Raw genomic sequence first — 21778 nt, 5'->3', positions numbered from 1 at the left:
TACGCTCGTCTTGCCGCCTGGTTCAGGCCGCTGCCGATGACGATGGCAGATTTGATAGGTGATCATCTCCCTGCGAATCCCTCATCGGAGGGGTTCCGGCCCGTCTCCTTCGTCAGCTGAGCTGACGACGCCGGCGCGCACTCAGCAGCCCGCTGAAGAATCGCTCTGTACTTGCCGCGATGGCGGCCCACTCGAACGAATCGAAGTTCGGACTGGAGTCAGGCCTCCCCGCGGTCGCCGCCGTCGCCAAGGTGTCCGGGGTCAAAGGCCCGTCGTAGACCCGTATCCAGTCACCGCCGAGCATGGTCGAAACCTCGGGGATGCTGCCCATGTCCGGGGCAAGGACGGGCGTCGAATATTCGACGGGGACGAGGATCGAGCCGCTGTTCAAGATCCGACGATACGGGTACACAACCAAATCAGCGGCCGCGCTCAGTTCGGCGAATCGCTCATCATCCAGCCACGCTTCTTCCGTCAGGATGGGCGCCGCTTTGATGGCTTCCCGAAGCCGATCGCCTTCCTGATTCGACGGAACGGTCCCCGCGAGGAGCAGCCGGATCCCACTCGATGAGGGCAGCTGGGAGTACGCCCGGACGAGGTCCAAGGGCCCCTTGTAGCTTTCCATCCGTCCGAGGAAAGCGACCAATGTCTCGTCGTCCGTCACCCCAAGGCCGGCCCTGGCCTGCGAGCGGCGCTCCTGGGCTTGCGGGTAGCGCACGCCGAAACGCCCATGCGGCGTGACGGTCGAGGGTAGACGACGAGCCCATGTGGAGGAACGAGAGAACTCTTCGCGGGAGGCATCCGACAAGAAAAGCAACCCTGACAACGTCATTCGCATACCCACATGCAGAGCGCGGAGCCCTCCCTCGGATGCCGGGCGGTGAGGCCGCTCGTTGTGCACCGTCCACACCACCCGTGCCCCGCGAAGCCGGGCCACCGCGAATGTGAGCCCGACTGCGAGCGCTGCCGGCACGGCACGCCAGAGAGGCTTCCCGGGCAGAACACCTTCGGGCCAGTGGACGTGGAGAATGTCATAGTGCGCGCGAAGCAGCGCGCCGAAGGTGAACTCCGTGGCGATGATCCCGCGATCCCGCAACGCCGCATAGAGATTGTTCGTGTAGGGGTTCTCGCCGCTTCGGTCGAGTGGCCACGCTAGCACCGTAAGCGGACGAGCACCCGCCCGCGAGCCGGGCGCTCGAAGGGTCATGCCACTCCGCTTTCCGCCGCGACCCAGGTCGAGATCTTGTCCTGGAACACCTTGACCCCGAACGCACCGGCCCGCCGAAGGCAATCCTCGGGCGCCGAGGTTAGTGCGCGGCCGATCGAGACGTTCACCTCCGACAAGTCGGCCCACTCGCGTACGTGCGCGCCGGTGACCCCATCGATGACCGATTCAGCTGCCCCACCCACGGCGTTGACAAGAACGGGCGTTCCCGATGCCATCGCCTCAACCGGCATGATGCCGAAATCTTCTATGGGAGCGAACACCAGCAGCGCCGCCCGCCGGTAGAGGGCGCTGAGGAGCGCCTGAGAGGGGTCGGAGACGAAGTGCACGGCTGCCGCAGAACTCTCGGCCACGGCGCGAAGCCGCGCCTCATCCGGCCCACCTCCGGCAAGCACGACGGGGATGTCAGCCAGGGCACCCACACGAATCGCTTCCTCGAGCCGCTTGTACTCTACGAAGCGAGACGCCCCGAGGACGAACCGGTCGGGAAGGGCCTTGAGGATGCGAAGGTCGCGCTCCCGGAGGTCAGGCTCTGACGCGAAACGGTCGACGTCGACAGGAGGGTAGATCACCTCCGCCTCCCTCCCCCAGGTGTTCAGGATGCGATCGGCGACGTATTGACTGTTGGCAGCGATGGCTACGGGTTCCTGGGCTCGAGCTCGGTCCAGCGGTCGAAGTGCACTGGAGAGTGCACGGGCGGGCAGGCCTCTCCCTCGTCCGTCTGCTTCCGGGACCCACACATAGCGCGCCGGGGTGTGCGCGTAGACGAGCTTCGGGACGTCCCTGGCAGGGCCGCGAAAGCGCGCGTGATGCGCGAATGCGTGACTGCTCACGAGAACCCAATCGGCGTCGCGCTCGGGCAGCATGCGCCACGCCAACGGCATGAACGGCACGGAGAGCGCCTTCTTGCCTCTCAGGGGGGAGCGAGCGAGCACCGTCTCGTTGACCCCCTCGAAGCGCCCGTTGCTGTCGTTCCAGAGGCACCACCGCTCTGCATCCGGAAAGGTCTCCGACAGAACCTCGAACACGTTCTCCGAGCCGCCGCGCTCTGCGAGCCACTCGTGCACCAGGATGCCTGCCATCAGCGTTCCCGCGGCAGAGAGCGGGAGTCACGCGATGAACAGACAGTACTCCTGGATTTCACGACGCGATTCCCCCCCCGAACGCGGCCCGCCCTGGGTCGACATTCCATTCTGTCAGAGCCTCCCCTCTACGGCAGACGCCGCCCTCCACCCCGCACATCCCCGGACGCGACGAAGGGCCGGATGCCGCAGCATCCGGCCCTTCAGACCCGTCGTGTTACTCGTTGCCGATGCGGCGGTCGACGTTGTCGCGCACCTCGTCGACCTTCGCGTCGACGGAATCGGGCGCGACCTTCTTCACGAACTCCGCGGCCGCGTCGAGCACCTTGTCGCTGACGCCCTCGGCCTTCTCAGACTTCAGATTCGTCTGGATCTCGTCCTTGTGCTGCTCGAGGAACTGCTTGCTCTTGTTGACCACGTCGTCGATACCCATGAGTTCCCTCTTCCGATCCTGAGCCGCGCGGATGCCGCGGCGCGGTCAGTCTAAGTCGGCACCCGCCGAGTGCGCACCCCCTCGACAACGACAAAGGGCCGGGCCCGAAGGCCCGACCCTTGCCGGTATGTCCGAAGGACTTACTTGATGATCTTCGTCACCGTGCCGGCGCCGACGGTGCGGCCACCCTCACGGATCGCGAATCCGAGACCGTCCTCCATGGCGATCGGCTGGATCAGCTCGACCGTCATGTCGGTGGTGTCACCGGGCATGACCATCTCGGTGCCCTCGGGCAGCGAGATGACGCCGGTGACGTCGGTGGTACGGAAGTAGAACTGCGGGCGGTAGTTCGTGTAGAAGGGGTTGTGACGGCCACCCTCTTCCTTCGAGAGGATGTACGCGGTGCCCTCGAAGTTGGTGTGCGGCGTAACCGAACCCGGCTTCACAACAACCTGGCCACGCTCGACGTCGTCGCGCTTGAGGCCACGGAGGAGCAGACCACAGTTCTCGCCGGCCCATGCCTCGTCGAGCTGCTTGTGGAACATCTCGATACCCGTGACCGTGGTCTTCTGGGTAGCGCGGATGCCGACGATCTCGACCTCGGAGTTGATGGCCAGGGTGCCACGCTCCGCGCGGCCCGTGACGACGGTGCCACGACCGGTGATCGTGAAGACGTCCTCGATCGGCATGAGGAACGGCTTGTCCTTGTCACGCACGGGGTCGGGGATGTGCTCGTCCGCAGCCTCCATGAGGTCGAGGATCGACTGGACCCACTTCTCGTCGCCCTCGAGAGCCTTGAGGCCCGAGACGCGGACGACCGGAGCGTCCTCAGCGAAGCCCTGCGATGCGAGGAGCTCGGAGACCTCGAGCTCGACGAGCTCCAGGATCTCCTCGTCGTCGACCATGTCGGCCTTGTTGAGCGCGACCATCAGGTACGGCACGCCGACCTGCTTGGCGAGCAGGACGTGCTCACGCGTCTGAGCCATCGGGCCGTCGGTGGCGGCGACCACGAGGATCGCGCCGTCCATCTGGGCAGCACCGGTGATCATGTTCTTGATGTAGTCAGCGTGACCCGGGGCGTCAACGTGTGCGTAGTGACGCTTCGGGGTCTCGTACTCGACGTGCGAGATGTTGATCGTGATACCACGCTGACGCTCTTCGGGAGCCGAGTCGATCGACGCGAAGTCACGCTGCACGTTGGTGGCCGACGGGAACTTGTCGGCGAGCACCTTCGAGATGGCAGCGGTGAGCGTGGTCTTGCCGTGGTCGACGTGACCGATCGTTCCGATGTTGACGTGCGGCTTGGTCCGCTCGAACTTGGCCTTGGCCACTGGGTCCTCCTCAGGACTGTTGTGTAGTCATCCGGGCGCTGGATTGCGACCGGGCTTCTACGGGGATGGTGTCAGTGTAGTTGACGTGACGATATTCAGTTTGGGCGGATGCCGAGGGCCGAGCCCCCGGCATCCGTCAGGGCGGTGTTACTCGCCCTTGGTCTTCTGGACGATCTCGTCGGCCACCGCGCGGGGGACCTCGGAGTAGCTGTCGAACTCCATCGAGTAGACCGCGCGACCCGAGGTCTTCGAGCGCAGGTCACCGATGTAGCCGAACATCTCCGACAGCGGGACGAGGGCGCGGACGATCTTGATGCCGGCACCGTCCTCCATCGACTGGATCTGTCCACGACGCGAGTTCAGGTCGCCGATGACGTCGCCCATGTACTCCTCGGGCACGCGCACCTCGACGGCCATGAGCGGCTCGAGGATGACGGGGTTCGCCTTGCGGAGAGCCTCCTTGAAACCCATCGAGCCGGCGATCTTGAACGCCATCTCGGAGGAGTCGACGTCGTGCGATGCGCCATCGAGCAGGATCGCCTTGACACCCACGATGGGGTAGCCGGCGAGGACACCGACGTTCATGGCGTCCTGGAAGCCCTGGTTGGTCGGCTCGATGTACTCACGCGGGATGCGGCCACCGGTGACCTTGTTCTCGAACTCGTACGTGTTGTCCGAGGCGAGATCGAGCGGCTCGATCGCGAACTGGATCTTCGCGAACTGGCCCGAACCACCGGTCTGCTTCTTGTGCGTGTAGTCGTGACGCTCGACGGTCTTCTTGATCGTCTCGCGGTACGCGACCTGGGGCTTGCCGACGTTCGCCTCGACGTTGAACTCGCGCTTCATGCGGTCGACGAGGATGTCGAGGTGCAGCTCGCCCATGCCCTTGATGACCGTCTGACCGGTGTCGACGTTCAGTTCGGTGCGGAAGGTCGGGTCTTCTTCGGCGAGCTTCTGGATCGCGACGCCGAGCTTCTCCTGGTCGGCCTTGGTCTTCGGCTCGATGGCGACCTCGATGACGGGCTCGGGGAAGGTCATCGACTCGAGGACGACGGGCGCGGTGGGGTCGGTCAGGGTGTCACCGGTGGTGGTGTCCTTCAGACCGATGACGGCGTAGATGTTGCCGGCGGAGACTGCGGGAACCGGAATCTCCTTGTTGGCGTGCATCTGGAAGATCTTGCCGATGCGCTCTTTCTTGCCCTTGGTCGAGTTGATGACCTGCGCGCCGGAGTCGAGGCGACCCGAGTAGACGCGGATGTAGGTGAGGCGACCGAAGAACGGGTGCACCGCGACCTTGAACGCGAGCGCCGAGAACGGGTCGTTCGCGTCGGGGTGACGCTCGATGACCGTGTCGTAGTCCTTCGGGTCGTGCGCCTCGATGGCGCCGACGTCGAGGGGGTTCGGCAGGTAGTCGATGACGGCATCGAGCATCGGCTGCACGCCGCGGTTCTTGAAGGCGGAGCCGCACAGGACCGGGTAGATCTCGGATGCCACGGTGAGCTTCCGGATCGCGGCCTTGATCTCGGGGACCGTGATCTCTTCGCCACCGAAGAACTTCTCGAGCAGAGCGTCGTCGGTCTCGGCAACCGTCTCGAGCAGGCGCTGACGGTAGTCAGCGGCCTTCTCGGCGAGGTCGGCGGGGATCTCCTGGATCTCGTACTTCGCCCCCATGGTGACATCACCCTTGGAGTCACCGGGCCACACCAGCGCACGCATCTCGACGAGGTCGATGACCCCGAGGAAGCCGTTCTCCGCGCCGATGGGCAGCTGGATCACGAGCGGCTTGGCGCCGAGGCGCTTCACGATCGTGTCGACGGTGAAGTAGAAGTCGGCGCCGAGCTTGTCCATCTTGTTGACGAAGCAGATGCGCGGGACGTTGTACTTGTCGGCCTGACGCCAGACGGTCTCGGACTGGGGCTCGACGCCCTCCTTGCCGTCGAAGACGGCGACGGCGCCGTCGAGGACGCGGAGCGAGCGCTCCACCTCGACGGTGAAGTCCACGTGACCGGGGGTGTCGATGATGTTGATCTGGTTCTTGTTCCAGTAACAGGTGACGGCGGCAGACGTGATCGTGATGCCGCGCTCCTTCTCCTGCTCCATCCAGTCGGTGGTCGAGGCACCGTCGTGCGTCTCACCGATCTTGTGGTTGACACCCGTGTAGAACAGGATGCGCTCTGTCGTCGTCGTCTTGCCGGCATCGATGTGCGCCATGATGCCGATGTTGCGGACCTTGTTGAGGTCGGTGAGCACTTCTTGTGCCACGGGGTGTCCTTACGTGTAGTGACGGATGTCGCGGGGGAACCGGCCGGCGGGTTACGCCGGCCGGTCACCGGGTGCTGTTTACCAGCGGTAGTGCGCGAAGGCGCGGTTCGACTCGGCCATCTTGTGGGTGTCTTCGCGGCGCTTGACCGCGGCTCCCAGGCCGTTCGATGCGTCGAGGATCTCGTTCTGGAGACGCTCGGTCATGGTCTTCTCACGACGACCCTTGGCGTACGAGACGAGCCAGCGCAGTGCGAGGGTGTTCGCACGGTGCGGCTTGACCTCGACGGGCACCTGGTAGGTCGAGCCACCGACGCGGCGGCTCTTGACCTCGAGGGTGGGGCGAACGTTGTCGAGCGCCTTCTTCAGCGTCGCGACAGCGTCCTGGCCGTTCTTGGCCTCGACGCCGCGAAGAGCGGTGTAGACGATCGCTTCAGCGATCGACTTCTTACCGTCGACGAGGATCTTGTTGACGAGCTGGGTGACGATCGGTGCACCGTAGACCGGGTCGTTGACGACGACGCGGCGGGGTGCGGGTCCCTTACGAGGCATCTAACTCAACCCTTCTTGGCGCCGTAGCGGCTGCGAGCCTGCTTACGGTTCTTGACAGCCTGGGTGTCCAGGGCGCCGCGGACGATCTTGTAACGCACACCGGGGAGGTCCTTCACACGACCACCACGGACGAGCACGAGCGAGTGCTCCTGCAGGTTGTGGCCCTCACCGGGGATGTATGCGGTGACCTCGGCGCCGTTGCGGAGCTTCACACGAGCGACCTTGCGCATCGCCGAGTTCGGCTTCTTGGGCGTCGTGGTGTACACGCGGGTGCAGACACCCGCCTGCTGCGGGTTCGCCTTCAGGGCGGGCGCCTTGGTCTTGGTGACCTTCGGCGAGCGACCCTTGCGAACCAACTGCTGAATGGTTGGCACGTTCTCTCCTTGTCATGCTGTGCGCGGCTTTCGCTCTGCACAGGTGCTGCACGGTGACAGCGTTCGTGGTTTCACCACAGATCCACCGGCACGCCGCGATCGCGACGGGCTGTGAGGTGGTGGATATGCCGTGGGGGTGACCTGTTCGCAGGCCCTATCCCAGTGAGAGCGCATCCCGCATTTCCCGGTCGGTGCCGAGGCACGTCTCAGGGCGCGCGAGTGCGCACACCCGATCAATGATACGCGGGATGACGGAGGTCGGTCAAACGCGGGCCATATCGGCCCTACGATCAGCCGCTGAGCTCCACGCGGTGCAGTCGGAGCGCGGCATCCCCCAACAGGAATCGCTCGGCGACCTCGACCTCGGTGCCGGGTTCGACCTCGATGTCGGTGCCGAGGAGGCTCGGCAGAAGCACGCCGTTCGTCGAGTCGAGGTCGACGATGTGCCAGATCTCGCCGCGCCGCTCGAGCCGTGCGTGCGTCTTCGACACCGTCCGGGTCGGATCGACGATCGTCACGAGCTGGGCACGCGGATGCCGCGGGTCGGCAGCCGGGTTGCGGCCGACGATCACGACATCCGATTCGAGAGCGACCGCGGCGCCCGTCGGGGGTACGAGCTCCCACAGGCTGCGACGGCGGCGGACCATCACCGTTCGGTCGAGCTCTTCATCGAGGTCTTCGACATCGCCGCGGGCCACCGGCGCCGGAGCAGCCTGCGCGGCCGCGGCGGGTCGTGCGGCGGCCATCGGCGGAGAGGCCTGCGGCGCGCGGGTCACGGTCGCCGCCGGCACCTCGTCGACAGGCGGCGGAGTGGCCGGACGGAGCGCTTCGGCAGGCGCGGGCTGCGCAGACGAGTCGGGGTCAGCGGCATCCGCGTCGGATGGTGACGGAGCGTGCGGGCCCGTGAGTCCCTCCGGAGCGGAGGAGTCGTTCTCCCGCTGCTGCGCGGAGACCGAGCGGCTGGCCGACACCGGTGCGCCGGCGTCGGGGGCACCGACCACCGCCGACACCTCACCGGTCAGCTCGGGGAACGCGTCGTGCTCGTCGCGTGCGACGCCGCGATGCTGGGGGCGCAGCCATGCGACGGGTGGCTCGCCCTCGCGCCCGGGAACCGAGGAGATGATGCCGCTCTCCCCCGCGCCGACCGGCGGCCCGACGTACGGCCGCGACGGTGCAGCGGAGCTCGGCGGAAACGGAGCCGGAGCGACGGCCGACACCTCGTCGATCTCGCCCTGCCACTCCTCTGCCCGGCGCACGGTCGGAATCGGCGACGTGCCGCCGGGCGCCTCACCCTCGGGCTCGACATCGGCGGGCTCATCGGCCGGGCGGCCCGCGGTCTCTGCCGCGCCCGCCGGCGCAGGCTCCTGAGTGTGACCGGATGAGGGCGCGGCATCCGTCACCGATGGCTGCGCCGAGACATCACCGTCCGCTGCGGACGACGGCGGCGCCCACGGCTGCGGGGCGACGGACGCCGGTGGCGGGGTCGCCGGCGCCACCGGGTGCCAGGCCTGGCCGGACGGCGCGGGCGGGAGAACGGCCGCACTTTCCACCTCGGGGGACGGACCGCCGGGCGTGGTGGACGGCGTGTAGCTGGAGGGAGCCGAAGTGAACGGCGCATAGGGCGGTGACGCGGGCGTCGGTGCGGGGATCCCCCTCGGACGCGCGGAGATCGTCGGACGGGCGCCCCGCCACGGAGCGGGACCGAACCCGAGGATCGTCGCCCACACCGGGAACAGCACCGCCGCCACGGCGGTCATGCCGGCGCCGTAGCCGAAGCCCGGGTTCACGCGATGAGCGGAGATCACCACGAGGACGGCAACCGCGATCTGGCCCGCGATCGGAACCACCGCCGCGAGCACCCACCAGGGCGAGAAACCGCCCCAGCGGAGGACGGTGGCGATGTTGAGGAACGGCACCCAGCCACGCCAGGGCTCGTCGCCCATCTTCCGGAACATCGCCGACAGCGCGAGCGCGATCCACACGTACACACCGGCACCCAGGACGATGCTGAGGACAACCAGCGCGACACCTGCAGCGCTGTCGACACCCGTGTTCATGGCTCAACCCTAGTGAGCGGATGCCGGAGGGTCAGAGCCCGCCCAGCCCGTCGCCGCCGTCGAAGGGCGCATCGAGCGACCGTGTGAGCTCCTCGAGCATCGCCGCGATCTGCGGCTCGACGTACTGTCCGACCGCGGCCTGGATGCGGAGGCGGTGGCGCAGCAGGAGTGTGCAGACCTCGCGCCCGACCATGCCTGCGTACTCGTCGGCCAAGCGCACCTCCTGACGGAGCGCGGCCTTCGCCTCGTCGGAGAGCGGCGGCAGGGCGGGCACACCGGCATCCGCTTCGTCAGCGAGACCGGCGATCGTGAACAGGAACGGCGCACCGGCGACCGGCTCCGGATCGAGGGGCAGACCTTCGAACTCGGGCTCGAGCCCTTCGGCAGGGCGGTAGCTGCGCGATCTGTTGCGATCGGCCTGCTGGTCGAGCTCGCTCTGCAGCATCGGGAGATTGAGGGCGGTGTACCGGGCGACCGAATGATCGACGATCGTCTTCACCCGTGTGGACAGACCGTGCTGAACTCCGTGCGGGACATCGGAGCCGAGGCCCGCCGCCGAGAGGATCGGTGACCCGAGGCACCGGCGGCAGGGAGCGACGCGGCCACGGTGCGTGGCGGGCTCCCAGCGCGGCAGCCATCGCAGCCAGGCATCGACGGCCTGGCTGACCTGCGTCTCGAGCGAGCGCTCCACGGCTCCATCATCCTGGAAAACCGCGGAAAACGGGGGACGACGCGACAATCGGATGCCGCCCCGCGCCGTCAGTCCTCGTCGTCGTCCTTCTCCCACGGCCACTGCGGGCGGCTCGACCGGGTTCGGACGAGAGCGACCCCGCACCACGCGGCGACACCGGCGGCGGCGAGGAGCACGACCATGAACCAGGAGAGGGCGAAACCGCCCGCAGCTCCCGCCGCCTTGGCGGGGTCGACGCCCTGGAACACGGCGCCGACGGCGATGCCCGCGGGATACGCGGCGGCAGTCGCGACGGCGACCCAGAACGCCGACGCGTAGCGCCCCCCGCGGACCGCCGTCCAGATCGTCAGGGCGAAGACGACGACGGACAGCAGCATCGCGACGATGCCGGGACCTTGACTCAGGCCCGGTGTCGCGATGACGTCCTGCTCGCCCAGGAGGCTGGTGAAGCCGAATCCGAACACGCCCAGAGCGCCGAAACCGGCCGTGGCGAAGAACGCCGCGAGGGGCGGCGACACACCACGGCCGGGTTCATCCATCAGTCAGTACTGGTGCAGCTGTGGACCGGCCTCGAGCGTCCGCTCGTACTCACGCTGCGCTTCGTCGTTGATCTCGGTGACGCGGCGTCCCCGGGCGGAGACCCACGCGCCGAACCAGATCGTGATCTCACGACCGAGGACGAACGCGATGACCGCGAGGGGGGCGAGCAGCTGTTCGCCGACGATCGTGCCCGCCTGCGAGGGGGCGATCGACCAGAACGGTGCCTCGAACAGCTGACCGAGGATGTGACCGGCGTAGGCGGCGACACCGACCAGGAGGCCGAAGACCACCCAAAGGCCCCAACGACCCCGGTTGATGAAGGCGCCGAGCAGCCAGAAGCCGAGGAAGAACACCGCGACCGGAACCCAGAAGCCGAAGGTGGTCAGCGTCTGCAGGGCGGTGGTGGGGACGTCGGCGAATGCGAGGCCGTCGTTCGCGGCCGTGAGCGCGAGGCCGGCCACGAGGTACAGGACGGCGAACACCACGGCGGCGAGAAGGCCGATGAGGCCCGCGGCGCCGCGGTTGCCGCGCTGACGGGGAGCCTCGGGGGCCTGGACGAAGATCGGCTGCTGCGAGTAGACGGCCGTGGGTGCGCCGCCCTCTCCGGAGCGCTGCACGGGCTGCTCCGAGACGGCGCGCGTCTCGTCGGAGGAGTCGCTGTGGGTGTCGAGGCGCGTCGTCGCCGCAGCGTCGTCGGATCGCCGGGTCGCAGCGGGCTCGCTGGGGGTGACCGTGGTGGGCGTCTCGTCGGCGGAGCCGTAGGCGTTCGTCGCAGCCGCGGAGCTGTAGGCGGTCGTCGCCGGTGTCGCCGCGTCGCTGCCGGCAGCGTCGCGGTCGGCAGCGTCGCGGTCGATAGCATCGCGGTCGCCGGAGCCGGAGTCGGCCGGCTCTGCGGGGGCGCGGTAGAGCGGCTCACTGCTCACGGCCGTCGCGGCGACGGGCGCACCGTCGTCGCTGTACTTGCCGTAGTCGATCGAGAGGTCGGAACCCCGATCGGCGAACGAGAACGACGAGTCGCCGCGGTCGGCACGGGATGCCGCCTCGGCCTCGGCCAGGCTGTCGTTCGCGCTGCCGACGACGTCGTCGACGGCAGGCTTGTCTTCGGGTGTCGCGCTCTCGTCGACCGGCTCGCCGTACGCGGGTTCGCGGTTCTCGTGGTCGCGCTCGCCGTGCTGGGGGTCGCTCATTGCCGTGTGCTCCTCACGCGGAGGCGTGCGCCGCCGCACCAGTGAGCGTATCCCCGCGGCACGAACCGGCTCGGGAGGCGTGCCGTCGTGTCTCGAGCCCGGATTTACGCCCGTGTCGGCGCCCCGACACCCTCGTCGCTGCTCGGGCGCGCGCCCGCCGATGCGTATCGTGAGTCACATGACCACCCGCCGGCATCCGCTCGTCTGGGGCGTCGCCCTCCTGACTGCTGCGCTCGCCGTCACCGGGTGCGCACCGGAGCCCGACGCTGCCCCCACTCCGACGTCCACCCAGGTGCCCTCGCCCACCATCACGCCGGTGCCCATCGCGGAGTTCCCGTTCGCACCCTCCACGTCGACCACGGCGCTCCCCGCCGACTGCGAGAGCATCCTCAACGAGGACATCATCGCCTCGCTCGACGGCATCGCCCTGAATGCGCCCGGTCTCGGCGGCGGCATCCGCCCCGACAGCAGCCGCGTGTGCGTCTGGGCCGACCCCGGCGCCAGCATGACCCACCTCGTCACCGTCGTCGGGTACGCCCCGAAGAACGAGGCGATCGACGCGATGAACGCGCTCGCCGAGAGCGAGGACTTTCTCTGCTACTCCCCCGACGAGGGTGTGCGCTGCGAGAAGACGTGGGAAGACGGCGCCCTCGGGCTCCCCCAGGGGCGCACGATCTACTACCGCGACGGCGTCGCGATCGACACGCAGTACTCGAACCTGACACCCCAGGGCTACACGACCGCGATCGTCGCCGCCCTCTGGCCGAACGGCTGACCTCAGCCCTGCGCGGCCCAGACGTCCTCGGCGACACGTGACGCGTAGGACGACGGATGCCACGCCTGCTGCGACGTCGACACCCAGACGCCGCCGCCCGTCTCGATCGTCTCGATGAGGTCGCCGTCGGTGCGGGTGCACAGCACTCGGCCCGTGCTGTCGTCGCAGGAGAATCCCGCCTCGGGCAGGACAGCCGCGGCGATCGCACCGGCATCCGTCGGCACGGCCGCGACCGTCGTCGACAGTGAGCCTTCGTCGGCCGTCCACGCGCATGTCATGGCGACCGAGGGCTGGAGAGCATCGATGAGGGCCGTCGCGCTGGAGGCCGGTGCGTCCTGCGAAGAGACCATCTCCGACCCGGTCGACGCCGAGAGCGACGTCCACAGCGTCTGATCGTAGAGGTCCCGGCATTCGGTCGGCGGGCCGCCCTGCTCGACCTCGGGGTCTTCAGCCTCCGCCGGAGCGGGTTCGGGGCGAGGAGGCACAGAATCCGGGTCGATCGTGAGCTGCACCTCGCGATAGGCGTTCGCGAACCAGCCCGTCGCGGCGGGGAACAGGGGCGCCGCCACAATCGCCAGAGTGACGACGACGGCAGCGCTCACGACGCCCACGAACCAGGCGAAGCCCGCGTTGCGTCCCCCGATCCGGCTCATGCGCCCACGCTACGACGAGACGGACCGTGCCGGGCGACGCACCGCCGGGAGAACGGCGAAGGGCCCTGGGAACGAATCCCAGGGCCCTTCGCGACGTCACGTCAGGTCAGTTGTAGGTGCCCGGAGTGAAGTCGTCGGTCGAGAAGCTGTCGAAATCGACGTAGCTCAGGTCGGCGTCGCTGTACGCACCGTCCGACGCGAAGATGCGGTTGGGGTACCGCTCGCTCTTCGCCTCTTCCGTCGCCTCGACGATGACATTGCGGTACTTCGCAAGGCCGGTGCCGGCGGGGATGAGCTTTCCGATGATGACGTTCTCCTTGAGGCCGACGAGCGGGTCGCTCTTGCCCTCCATGGCCGCCTGCGTGAGAACGCGGGTGGTCTCCTGGAACGACGCAGCCGACAGCCACGATTCGGTCGCGAGCGACGCCTTCGTGATACCCATCAGCTCGGGACGGCCCGATGCGGGACGCTTACCCTCGGCGACCGCTTCGCGGTTCATCTGCTGGTAGCGCTTGAAGTCCACCAGCTCACCCGGAAGCAGCGTCGTCTCACCGTGGTCGACGACAGTCACCTTGCGGAGCATCTGACGAACGATGACCTCGATGTGCTTGTCGTGGATCGGCACACCCTGCGAGCGGTACACGCCCTGCACGCCGCCGACGAGGTACTTCTGCACCTCGCGGGCGCCCTGCACACGCATGACCTCCTTGGGGTCGAGCGTTCCGACCTGCAGCGGCTGACCGACCACGACGCGCTGGCCGTCCTCGACGAGGAGGGTGGCGCGCTTGAGGACGGGGTAGACGTGCGGCTCGTCGCCGTTGTCGGGCGTCAGGATGACCTTCTTGGCCTTGTCGGTCTCGTCGATCTTGATGACACCGTCGGACTCTGCGATCGGCGACGCACCCTTGGGGGTACGCGCCTCGAACAGCTCCTGCACGCGGGGAAGACCCTGCGTGATGTCATCTGCCGATGCGGACCCACCGGTGTGGAAGGTACGCATGGTGAGCTGCGTTCCGGGCTCACCGATCGACTGGGCCGCGATGATGCCGACGGCCTCTCCGATGTCGACGAGCTTGCCGCTGGCCAGCGAACGGCCGTAGCACTTCGCGCAGACACCGACGGCCGAGTCGCACGTGAGGACCGAGCGAACCTTGATGCTCTCGACGCCACCGGCGACCAGCTTGTCGATGAGGACGTCGCCCACGTCGTCGCCGGCCTCGGCCAGGACAGTGCCCTGAGCGTCGACCACATCGGCGGCGAGGGTACGGGCGAACACCGAGTTCTCGACGTTCGCGTCACGGACGAGCGAGCCGTCGGTGCCGGGAGCGGCGATCGTGAACTCGAGGCCCTTCGCGGTGCCGCAGTCCTCTTCGCGGATGATGACATCCTGCGAGACGTCGACCAGACGACGGGTCAGGTAACCCGAGTCGGCCGTGCGGAGCGCGGTGTCGGCGAGACCCTTACGAGCACCGTGCGTAGCGGTGAAGTACTCGGCGACCGAGAGCCCCTCGCGGTACGAGGAGATGATCGGACGCGGCATGATCTCACCCTTGGTGTTGTTCACCAGGCCTCGGATACCCGCGATGTTACGGATCTGCAGCCAGTTACCACGAGCACCCGACGACACCATCCGGTAGATGGTGTTGTCCTCGGGGAAGTTGGCCTTCATGGCGGCCTGCACCTCGTCGGTCGCTTCGGTCCAGATCTTGATCTGCTCCTGGCGACGCTCGGCGTCGGTCACGAGACCCTTCTCGAACTGGCCCTGGACCTTGGCGGCGAGCTTCTCGTACTTCGAGATGATCTCGCGCTTGTTCGGCGGCGTGAGGACGTCGCTCAGCGCGACGGTCACACCGGAACGCGTGGCCCAGTAGAAGCCGGCGTCCTTGATCCGGTCGAGGGATGCCGCGACCTCGGTCTTGGGGTACTCCTCGGCCAGCTTGTTGACGATCTGCGACAGCTTGCCCTTGTCTGCCTGCTCGCGAACGAACGGGTAGCCCTTCGGGAGGGTGTCGTTGAAGATCGCCTGGCCGAGCGAGGCGTCGACGAGACCGTGGCGCTCGTAGTTCTCGGGGGCTTCGCCCTCGAGGAACGTGAGGCCGGGAATGCGGATGCGGACCTTGGCCTGCAGGTCGAGGGTGCCCTCGTCCTTCGCCAGGATCGCCTCACCGACGGAGCCGAACACGCGCCCCTCACCGGATGCGCCGACCTTGAGCGTCGTCAGGTGGTGCAGACCGATGATCATGTCCTGCGAGGGCAGGGTCACCGGGCGGCCGTCGGACGGCTTCAGGATGTTGTTCGACGCGAGCATGAGCACGCGAGCCTCGGCCTGAGCCTCGACCGACAGCGGAAGGTGGACAGCCATCTGGTCACCGTCGAAGTCCGCGTTGAAGGCGGCGCAGACGAGCGGGTGGAGCTGGATGGCCTTGCCCTCGACGAGCTGCGGCTCGAACGCCTGGATGCCCAGACGGTGCAGCGTGGGTGCACGGTTGAGCAGCACGGGACGCTCGCGGATGATCTCCTCGAGCACGTCCCAGACCTCGGGACGTGTGCGCTCGACCGCACGCTTGGCGGCCTTGATGTTCTGCGAGTGGCCCAGGTCGATCAGGCGCTTGATCACGAACGGCTTGAACAGCTCGAGTGCCATCTGCTTGGGCAGACCACACTGGTGCAGCTTCAGCTGCGGGCCGACGATGATGACCGAACGGCCCGAGTAGTCGACGCGCTTGCCGAGCAGGTTCTGGCGGAAACGACCCTGCTTACCCTTCAGCATGTCGCTGAGGGACTTGAGGGCACGGTTGCCGGTACCGGTGACGGGACGACCGCGGCGGCCGTTGTCGAACAGGGCGTCGACGGCCTCCTGGAGCATCCGCTTCTCGTTGTTGACGATGATCTCGGGGGCACCGAGGTCGATCAGACGACGAAGACGGTTGTTGCGGTTGATCACGCGACGGTAGAGGTCGTTCAGGTCGCTGGTGGCGAAACGGCCACCGTCGAGCTGGACCATCGGGCGAAGCTCCGGCGGGATGACCGGGACGACGTCCAGGACCATCGATGCCGGGCTCATGCCGGTGGACAGGAACGAGTTGACGACCTTCAGGCGCTTGATCGCGCGGATCTTGCGCTGACCCTTGCCCTCGGAGATCTGCAGGTGGAGCGACTCGGCCTCAGCGGCCAGGTCGAACGCCAGCAGACGACGCTTGATCGACTCCGCACCCATGTAGGCCTCGAAGTACTGGCCGAAGCGGTCCTGGAGCTCCTGGAAGATGTCGTCTTCCTGCTTGAGCTGCCCGACCTCGAGGCCGCGGAACTCGTCCCACATGCGCTCGAGCTTGGCGACCTGCTCGTCGCCGCGCTTGCGGATCGTCGCCATCTCCTTCTCGGCGGCGTCCTTGGCCTTCTTCTTCTGGTCGGCCTTCGCACCGTCGGCCTCGAGGGCCGCGAGCTCGTCCTCCAGCTTCTGGAGGCGGTCGGCGACGCGAGCGTCACGACGATCGGCGATGTTCTTGATCTCGAGGCGCAGGTTTGCCTCGTGCGTCGGAAGGTCGCGGTGACGCGCATCCTCGTCGACCGAGATCACCATGTAGGCGGCGAAGTAGATGACCTTTTCGAGGTCCTTCGGCGCCATGTCGAGCAGGTAGCCGAGGCGCGAGGGGACGCCCTTGAAGTACCAGATGTGGGTGACCGGGGCGGCGAGCTCGATGTGGCCCATGCGCTCACGGCGGACCGAGCTCTTGGTGACCTCGACGCCGCAGCGCTCGCAGACGATGCCCTTGAAGCGGACGCGCTTGTACTTGCCGCACGAGCATTCCCAGTCCCGCGAGGGACCGAAGATCTGCTCACCGAAGAGGCCGTCCTTCTCGGGCTTCAGGGTGCGGTAGTTGATGGTTTCGGGCTTCTTGACCTCGCCGAAGGACCAACGACGGATGTCGTCGGCGGTGGCGAGACCGATGCGAAGCTGATCGAAGGTGTGTGACTCGAGCACTGATTCTCCTGTGTCGGAATTCTGTTCGTAACCGGGCCGGGTCAGATCTCGTCGATGGACGTCGACTCGAACCGGGTGGAGATGTTGATGCCGAGCTCTTCCGCAGCGCGGAAGGCCTCGTCGTCACTGTCGCGCAGGTTCACTTCGGTGCCGTCGGCCGAGAGGACCTCGACGTTCAGGCAGAGTGACTGCATCTCCTTCATGAGGACCTTGAACGATTCCGGGATGCCGGGCTCCTGGATGTTCTCGCCCTTGACGATGGCTTCGTAGACCTTCACGCGACCGACGATGTCGTCGGACTTGATCGTGAGGAGCTCCTGCAGCGCGTATGCCGCGCCGTAAGCCTCGAGCGCCCACACTTCCATCTCACCGAAGCGCTGACCGCCGAACTGCGCCTTACCACCGAGCGGCTGCTGGGTGATCATCGAGTACGGACCCGTCGAGCGGGCGTGGATCTTGTCGTCCACGAGGTGGTGCAGCTTCAGGATGTACATGTAGCCGACCGAGATGGGCGCCGGGAACAGCTCGCCCGAACGACCGTCGAACAGCGCTGCCTTGCCGGAGCTGTCGATGAGACGCTCTCCGTCGCGGTTCACGTTGGTCGAGTCGAGCAGACCAGCGATCTCCTCCTCGAACGCACCGTCGAACACGGGGGTCGCGACCTTCGTGCCGGGCGCAGCCTCCCATGCCTCTTCGGGCAGGTTGCCTGCCCACTCGGGGCTGCCGTCGACCTTCCAGCCCTGCTTCGCGACCCAGCCGAGGTGGGTCTCGAGGACCTGGCCGAAGTTCATTCGACCCGGGATGCCGAGCGGGTTGAGGACCACGTCGACGGGCGTGCCGTCGGCGAGGAAGGGCATGTCCTCGACGGGGAGGATCTTCGCGATGACACCCTTGTTGCCGTGTCGACCGGCGAGCTTGTCACCGGCGGTGATCTTGCGCTTCTGGGCGATGTAGACCACGACGCGACGGTTGACGCCCGAGCCGAGCTCGTCGTCGCCGTCTTCGGCGTTGAACTCCTTGACGGCGATGATCGTGCCCTGCTCACCGTGGGGAACCTTCAGCGAGGTGTCACGGACTTCGCGGCTCTTCTCGTTGAAGATCGCGCGGAGCAGGCGCTCCTCGGCCGACAGCTCGGTCTCACCCTTGGGCGTGACCTTGCCGACGAGGATGTCGCCGGGGCGGACTTCGGCGCCGATGCGGATGATGCCGCGCTCGTCGAGGTCCTTCAACAGGTCGGGGCTGACGTTGGGGAGATCACGGGTGATCTCCTCCTTGCCGAGCTTCGTGTCGCGGGAGTCGACCTCGTACTCCTCGATGTGGATCGAGGAGAGGGTGTCGTTCTTGACGAGCTCCTGGCTGAGGATGATCGCGTCCTCGAAGTTGTGACCCTCCCACGTCATGAAGGCGACGAGGAGGTTCTTTCCGAGGGCGAGCTCGCCGTTCTCGGTCGCGGGACCGTCGGCGATGACCTCGCCGACCTCGATGCGCTCGCCGGCCGAGACCACGACGCGCTGGTTGTACGACGTGCCCTGGTTGGAGCGGTCGAACTTCCGGAGGAAGTAGTCCTGCGTGCCGCCCTCGTCGAGCTGGACGGTGACGACGTCGGCCGAGACCTCGGTGACGACACCGGCCTTGTCGGCGGTGAGCACGTCACCGGCGTCGATGGCGGCGAAGCCCTCCATACCGGTTCCGACGATCGGCGACTCGCTGCGCAGCAGCGGGACGGCCTGACGCTGCATGTTGGCACCCATGAGGGCGCGGTTCGCGTCGTCGTGCTCGAGGAACGGGATGAGGGAGGTGGCGACCGAGACCATCTGGCGCGGCGACACGTCCATGTAGCCGATCTCGTCGACGGGGAACAGGTCGACCTCGCCGCCCTGGCCGCGGCGGGCCAGGATGCGGTCGTTGACGAACGTGCCGTCGGAGGTCAGCTCGGCGCCGGCCTGGGCCACGATGTAGTCGGACTCCTCGGCGGCGGTCAGGTAGTCGATCTGAGCCGTGACCTTGCCGCTGACGACCTTGCGGTACGGGGTCTCGATGAAGCCGAACGCGTTGATGCGGGCGAACGACGCGAGCGAGCCGATCAGGCCGATGTTCGGGCCTTCCGGCGTCTCGATCGGGCACATGCGGCCGTAGTGCGACGGGTGGACGTCACGGACCTCGACGCCGGCGCGCTCACGGGAGAGGCCACCCGGCCCGAGGGCCGAGAGGCGACGCTTGTGGGTCAGGCCCGCGAGCGGGTTGTTCTGGTCCATGAACTGCGACAGCTGCGACGTTCCGAAGAACTCCTTGATCGCCGCCACGACGGGACGCACGTTGATCAGGGTCTGCGGCGTGATCGCCTCGATGTCCTGCGTGGTCATGCGCTCGCGGACGACGCGCTCCATGCGCGACAGACCGGTGCGGACCTGGTTCTGGATGAGCTCGCCGACGGCGCGGATGCGACGGTTGCCGAAGTTGTCGATGTCGTCGATGTCGAGACGGATCTCGGCGGGCTTGCCGCTGCGGGTGCCGTCGTAGCTGACGTCGCCGCGGTGGAGACGGACGAGGTACTTGATCGTCGCGACGATGTCCTCGACGGTCAGGACCGAGTCGGACAGAGCCTTGTCGATGCCCAGCTTCTGGTTGATCTTGTAGCGACCCACCTTGGCGAGGTCGTACCGCTTCGAGTTGAAGTAGAAGTTGTCGAGGAGCGCGCGGGCGGCCTCGGCGGCGACCTGCTCGCCCGGACGAAGCTTGCGGTAGATGTCGCGGAGGGCATCTTCCTTGGTGAGGATCGTGTCCTTCTCGAGGGTCTCCTCGATCGAGCTGAAGCCCGCGAACTCGTTCATGATGTCTTCGCTCGTGAGGCCGAGGGCCTTGAGGAACACGGTGACCGACTGCTTGCGCTTGCGGTCGATGCGGACGCCGACCTGGTCGCGCTTGTCGATCTCGAACTCGAGCCAGGCACCACGGCTGGGGATGACGCGCGCCGACACGATGTCCTTGTCGGACGTCTTGTCGGGGGTCTTGTCGAAGTAGACGCCGGGCGAGCGGACGAGCTGCGAGACGACGACGCGCTCGGTGCCGTTGATGATGAACGTTCCGCGCGCGGTCTGCAGCGGGAAGTCACCCATGAAGACGGTCTGGGTCTTGATCTCACCGGTGAGGTGGTTCATGAACTCGGCCTCGACGTACAGCGGCGCGGCGTAGGTCTTGCCCCGCTCCTTGCACTCCTCGATCGAGTACTTCTCCGGCTCGAGGTAGGGGTTCGTGAACGAGAGCTGCATCGTCTCGCCGAGATCCTCGATCGGGGAGATCTCCTCGAAGATCTCCTCGAGACCGCTGATCTCGGGGACGTCGGTGCGACCCTCGGCCTGAGCCTCGGAGACACGCGTCTTCCACGCGTCGTTACCGACGAGCCAGTCGAACGACTCGGTCTGCAGCGCGAGAAGGTCGGGGACCGTCAGCGTGTCGGAGATCTTGGCGAACGAGAGACGGGATGCGCCTCGGCCGTTCTTAGGGGTGGTGGTGGAAGTTGCGTTGCGCGCAGCAGCCAAGGGAATTACCTCCGTGAGCCCGGGGAGGGCTGGTTTTCCTTGTCGTCAGGTGGAGTACTCCCACATCTGTTACCTGCGACGCTCGCCGACGGAGTCCGTCGGGGGCGCAGGCACGAGCCGACCACCATATGAGGGCAAGTAGAGGGGAGCGCAACTACCTACTATAGGTCGGACGACGCGCCGTGTCTAGTCGGATCGTTGACGAGGTCCGCAACCTGCGGTATAGAGCCGGATGCCGGGCTTGTCGCCGGGATTTCCGCGCACTCCACCGACTCGGGATGGAGACCCGAGCCGGTGGGGGGTGGCGCCGCTTCGCTCCCGAATGCGTGGGCATCGCACCCCGTGTCGATACCGCCGGATGAGGTCAAGCGGAATCGGTTCGAGCCTAGGACTCGGCGCGCAGACCGCACGGAGAATGACCGAATCGGTCGATGAGATCTCTCTCATCGACCGATTCGGGAAGAACGGATGCCGGAGCGCGGCGCTCGGTCAGCTCCAGGTCCAGGTGGCCAGGACAGACTCGGCGAGCTCGTCGCGCTCGGCCTGGCCGACGCCCGGGCTGAACGAGAAGGTCACGATGTGGGTCTGGCCGTCGGCGGTCAAGTAGTACTGGTCGACCGTGTAGTCCACGCCCTCAGCCGAGAAGCCGGCCGTGAGGTGAGCCGACTCCTTGCCGCCGATCGTGACGCGGTCGAGAGCCGTGACATTGGTCGCGCCGGCACCCTCGAGCTCCGCGACACCCGCGGTCTCGACCTGCTCGGGCGTGATCTCGCCGGCCGGCGAGGTGATGATGTTGACGTTGTCGGCGAAGCCGTCGGCGTCGGTCAGGTCGGCCGAGAACATCGACGGGTCGTATCCGGCGGGAACGTCCTCGGGGAAGCCCCAACCCTCGGGGACCTTGAAGGAGTAGCCCTCTCCGGAGACGGTCTCGCCCGCGGCGGGCTCGACGGCGGGAGCAGCGGGGGCGGACGACTCGGCGGGAGCTGCGGACTCGTTCGACGTGTTGGGCTCCGTGCCGCCCGACGCGCAGCCTGCGAAAGCAAGGGACGTGGCGAGGGCGAGGGCGGTGAATGCGGATGCGGTGACGGTGCGAGTCAT

The 21778-nt window shown here is 67.1% G+C and carries 16 protein-coding genes; 1 reads left to right on the top strand and 15 read right to left on the bottom strand.

Annotated elements, in window-relative coordinates; genetic code table 11:
- Positions 1 to 112: 112 nt before the first annotated feature.
- From ACJJV7_RS00185 to ACJJV7_RS00135, 11 genes are all read right to left on the bottom strand, one after another.
- Positions 113 to 1207: a glycosyltransferase gene (locus tag ACJJV7_RS00185; RefSeq protein ID WP_405371627.1), complete on the bottom strand. Its 1095-nt coding sequence runs from the start codon at positions 1205 to 1207 to the stop codon at positions 113 to 115.
- Positions 1204 to 2307: a glycosyltransferase gene (locus ACJJV7_RS00180; protein WP_366214266.1), complete on the bottom strand. Its 1104-nt coding sequence runs from the start codon at positions 2305 to 2307 to the stop codon at positions 1204 to 1206. The genes ACJJV7_RS00185 and ACJJV7_RS00180 overlap by 4 nt, the downstream gene beginning before the upstream one ends.
- A gap of 217 nt (positions 2308 to 2524) precedes the next feature.
- Positions 2525 to 2740: a hypothetical protein gene (locus tag ACJJV7_RS00175; protein WP_366214265.1), complete on the bottom strand. Its 216-nt coding sequence runs from the start codon at positions 2738 to 2740 to the stop codon at positions 2525 to 2527.
- Between the two features lie 140 nt (positions 2741 to 2880).
- Positions 2881 to 4071 (bottom strand): elongation factor Tu, encoded by a 1191-nt coding sequence (gene tuf / locus ACJJV7_RS00170; protein WP_349309107.1) that lies wholly within the window; start codon positions 4069 to 4071, stop codon positions 2881 to 2883.
- A 147-nt stretch (positions 4072 to 4218) separates the two neighbouring features.
- Entirely contained in the window at positions 4219 to 6333 is a 2115-nt protein-coding gene (gene fusA, locus ACJJV7_RS00165; protein WP_405371624.1) for an elongation factor G, read from the bottom strand.
- 78 nt (positions 6334 to 6411) lie between these two features.
- Positions 6412 to 6882: a 30S ribosomal protein S7 gene (rpsG, locus tag ACJJV7_RS00160; RefSeq protein WP_184215316.1), complete on the bottom strand. Its 471-nt coding sequence runs from the start codon at positions 6880 to 6882 to the stop codon at positions 6412 to 6414.
- A 5-nt stretch (positions 6883 to 6887) separates the two neighbouring features.
- Entirely contained in the window at positions 6888 to 7256 is a 369-nt protein-coding gene (gene rpsL, locus ACJJV7_RS00155; protein WP_378841566.1) for a 30S ribosomal protein S12, read from the bottom strand.
- Between the two features lie 290 nt (positions 7257 to 7546).
- A complete protein-coding gene (locus ACJJV7_RS00150) occupies positions 7547 to 9313 on the bottom strand; it encodes a DUF5684 domain-containing protein (protein WP_405371621.1) in 1767 nt (588 codons plus the stop codon).
- A 31-nt stretch (positions 9314 to 9344) separates the two neighbouring features.
- A complete protein-coding gene (locus tag ACJJV7_RS00145; RefSeq protein ID WP_405371617.1) occupies positions 9345 to 10004 on the bottom strand; it encodes a spermidine/putrescine ABC transporter substrate-binding protein in 660 nt (219 codons plus the stop codon).
- A gap of 68 nt (positions 10005 to 10072) precedes the next feature.
- Positions 10073 to 10543 carry a hypothetical protein gene (locus ACJJV7_RS00140; protein ID WP_405371615.1) on the bottom strand — a complete coding sequence of 157 codons (471 nt, stop codon included), beginning with the start codon at positions 10541 to 10543 and terminating at the stop codon, positions 10073 to 10075.
- 3 nt (positions 10544 to 10546) lie between these two features.
- The gene (locus ACJJV7_RS00135) at positions 10547 to 11731 is read right to left on the bottom strand and encodes an ABC transporter (RefSeq protein WP_405371613.1); all 1185 of its coding nucleotides are present in this window, start codon (positions 11729 to 11731) and stop codon (positions 10547 to 10549) included.
- A 178-nt stretch (positions 11732 to 11909) separates the two neighbouring features.
- Between ACJJV7_RS00135 and ACJJV7_RS00130 the strand changes: the two genes are divergently transcribed.
- Positions 11910 to 12506, top strand: coding sequence for a hypothetical protein (locus tag ACJJV7_RS00130; RefSeq protein ID WP_405371611.1), 597 nt, complete (start codon positions 11910 to 11912; stop codon positions 12504 to 12506).
- 2 nt (positions 12507 to 12508) lie between these two features.
- On the opposite strand, the gene ACJJV7_RS00125 is transcribed toward ACJJV7_RS00130, so the two are convergent.
- The 4 genes from ACJJV7_RS00125 to ACJJV7_RS00110 form a co-directional block, all read right to left on the bottom strand.
- On the bottom strand, positions 12509 to 13159 hold the full coding sequence (locus ACJJV7_RS00125) for a hypothetical protein (protein WP_405371609.1): 651 nt from the start codon (positions 13157 to 13159) through the stop codon (positions 12509 to 12511).
- Positions 13160 to 13265: 106 nt separating this feature from the next.
- Complete coding sequence (gene rpoC / locus ACJJV7_RS00120) at positions 13266 to 17141, bottom strand: DNA-directed RNA polymerase subunit beta' (RefSeq protein ID WP_405371607.1); 3876 nt, start codon at positions 17139 to 17141, stop codon at positions 13266 to 13268.
- 41 nt (positions 17142 to 17182) lie between these two features.
- Positions 17183 to 20680, bottom strand: coding sequence for a DNA-directed RNA polymerase subunit beta (locus ACJJV7_RS00115; protein WP_405371605.1), 3498 nt, complete (start codon positions 20678 to 20680; stop codon positions 17183 to 17185).
- Positions 20681 to 21169: 489 nt separating this feature from the next.
- Positions 21170 to 21778 (bottom strand): hypothetical protein, encoded by a 609-nt coding sequence (locus ACJJV7_RS00110; protein ID WP_405371603.1) that lies wholly within the window; start codon positions 21776 to 21778, stop codon positions 21170 to 21172.

Source organism: Microbacterium sp. Ld4, assembly GCF_045066555.1.
Classification (GTDB): Bacteria; Actinomycetota; Actinomycetes; order Actinomycetales; family Microbacteriaceae; genus Microbacterium.
Note: the sequence above shows the minus strand (reverse complement) of the source record. Positions and strands in the feature narration are given on the sequence as shown.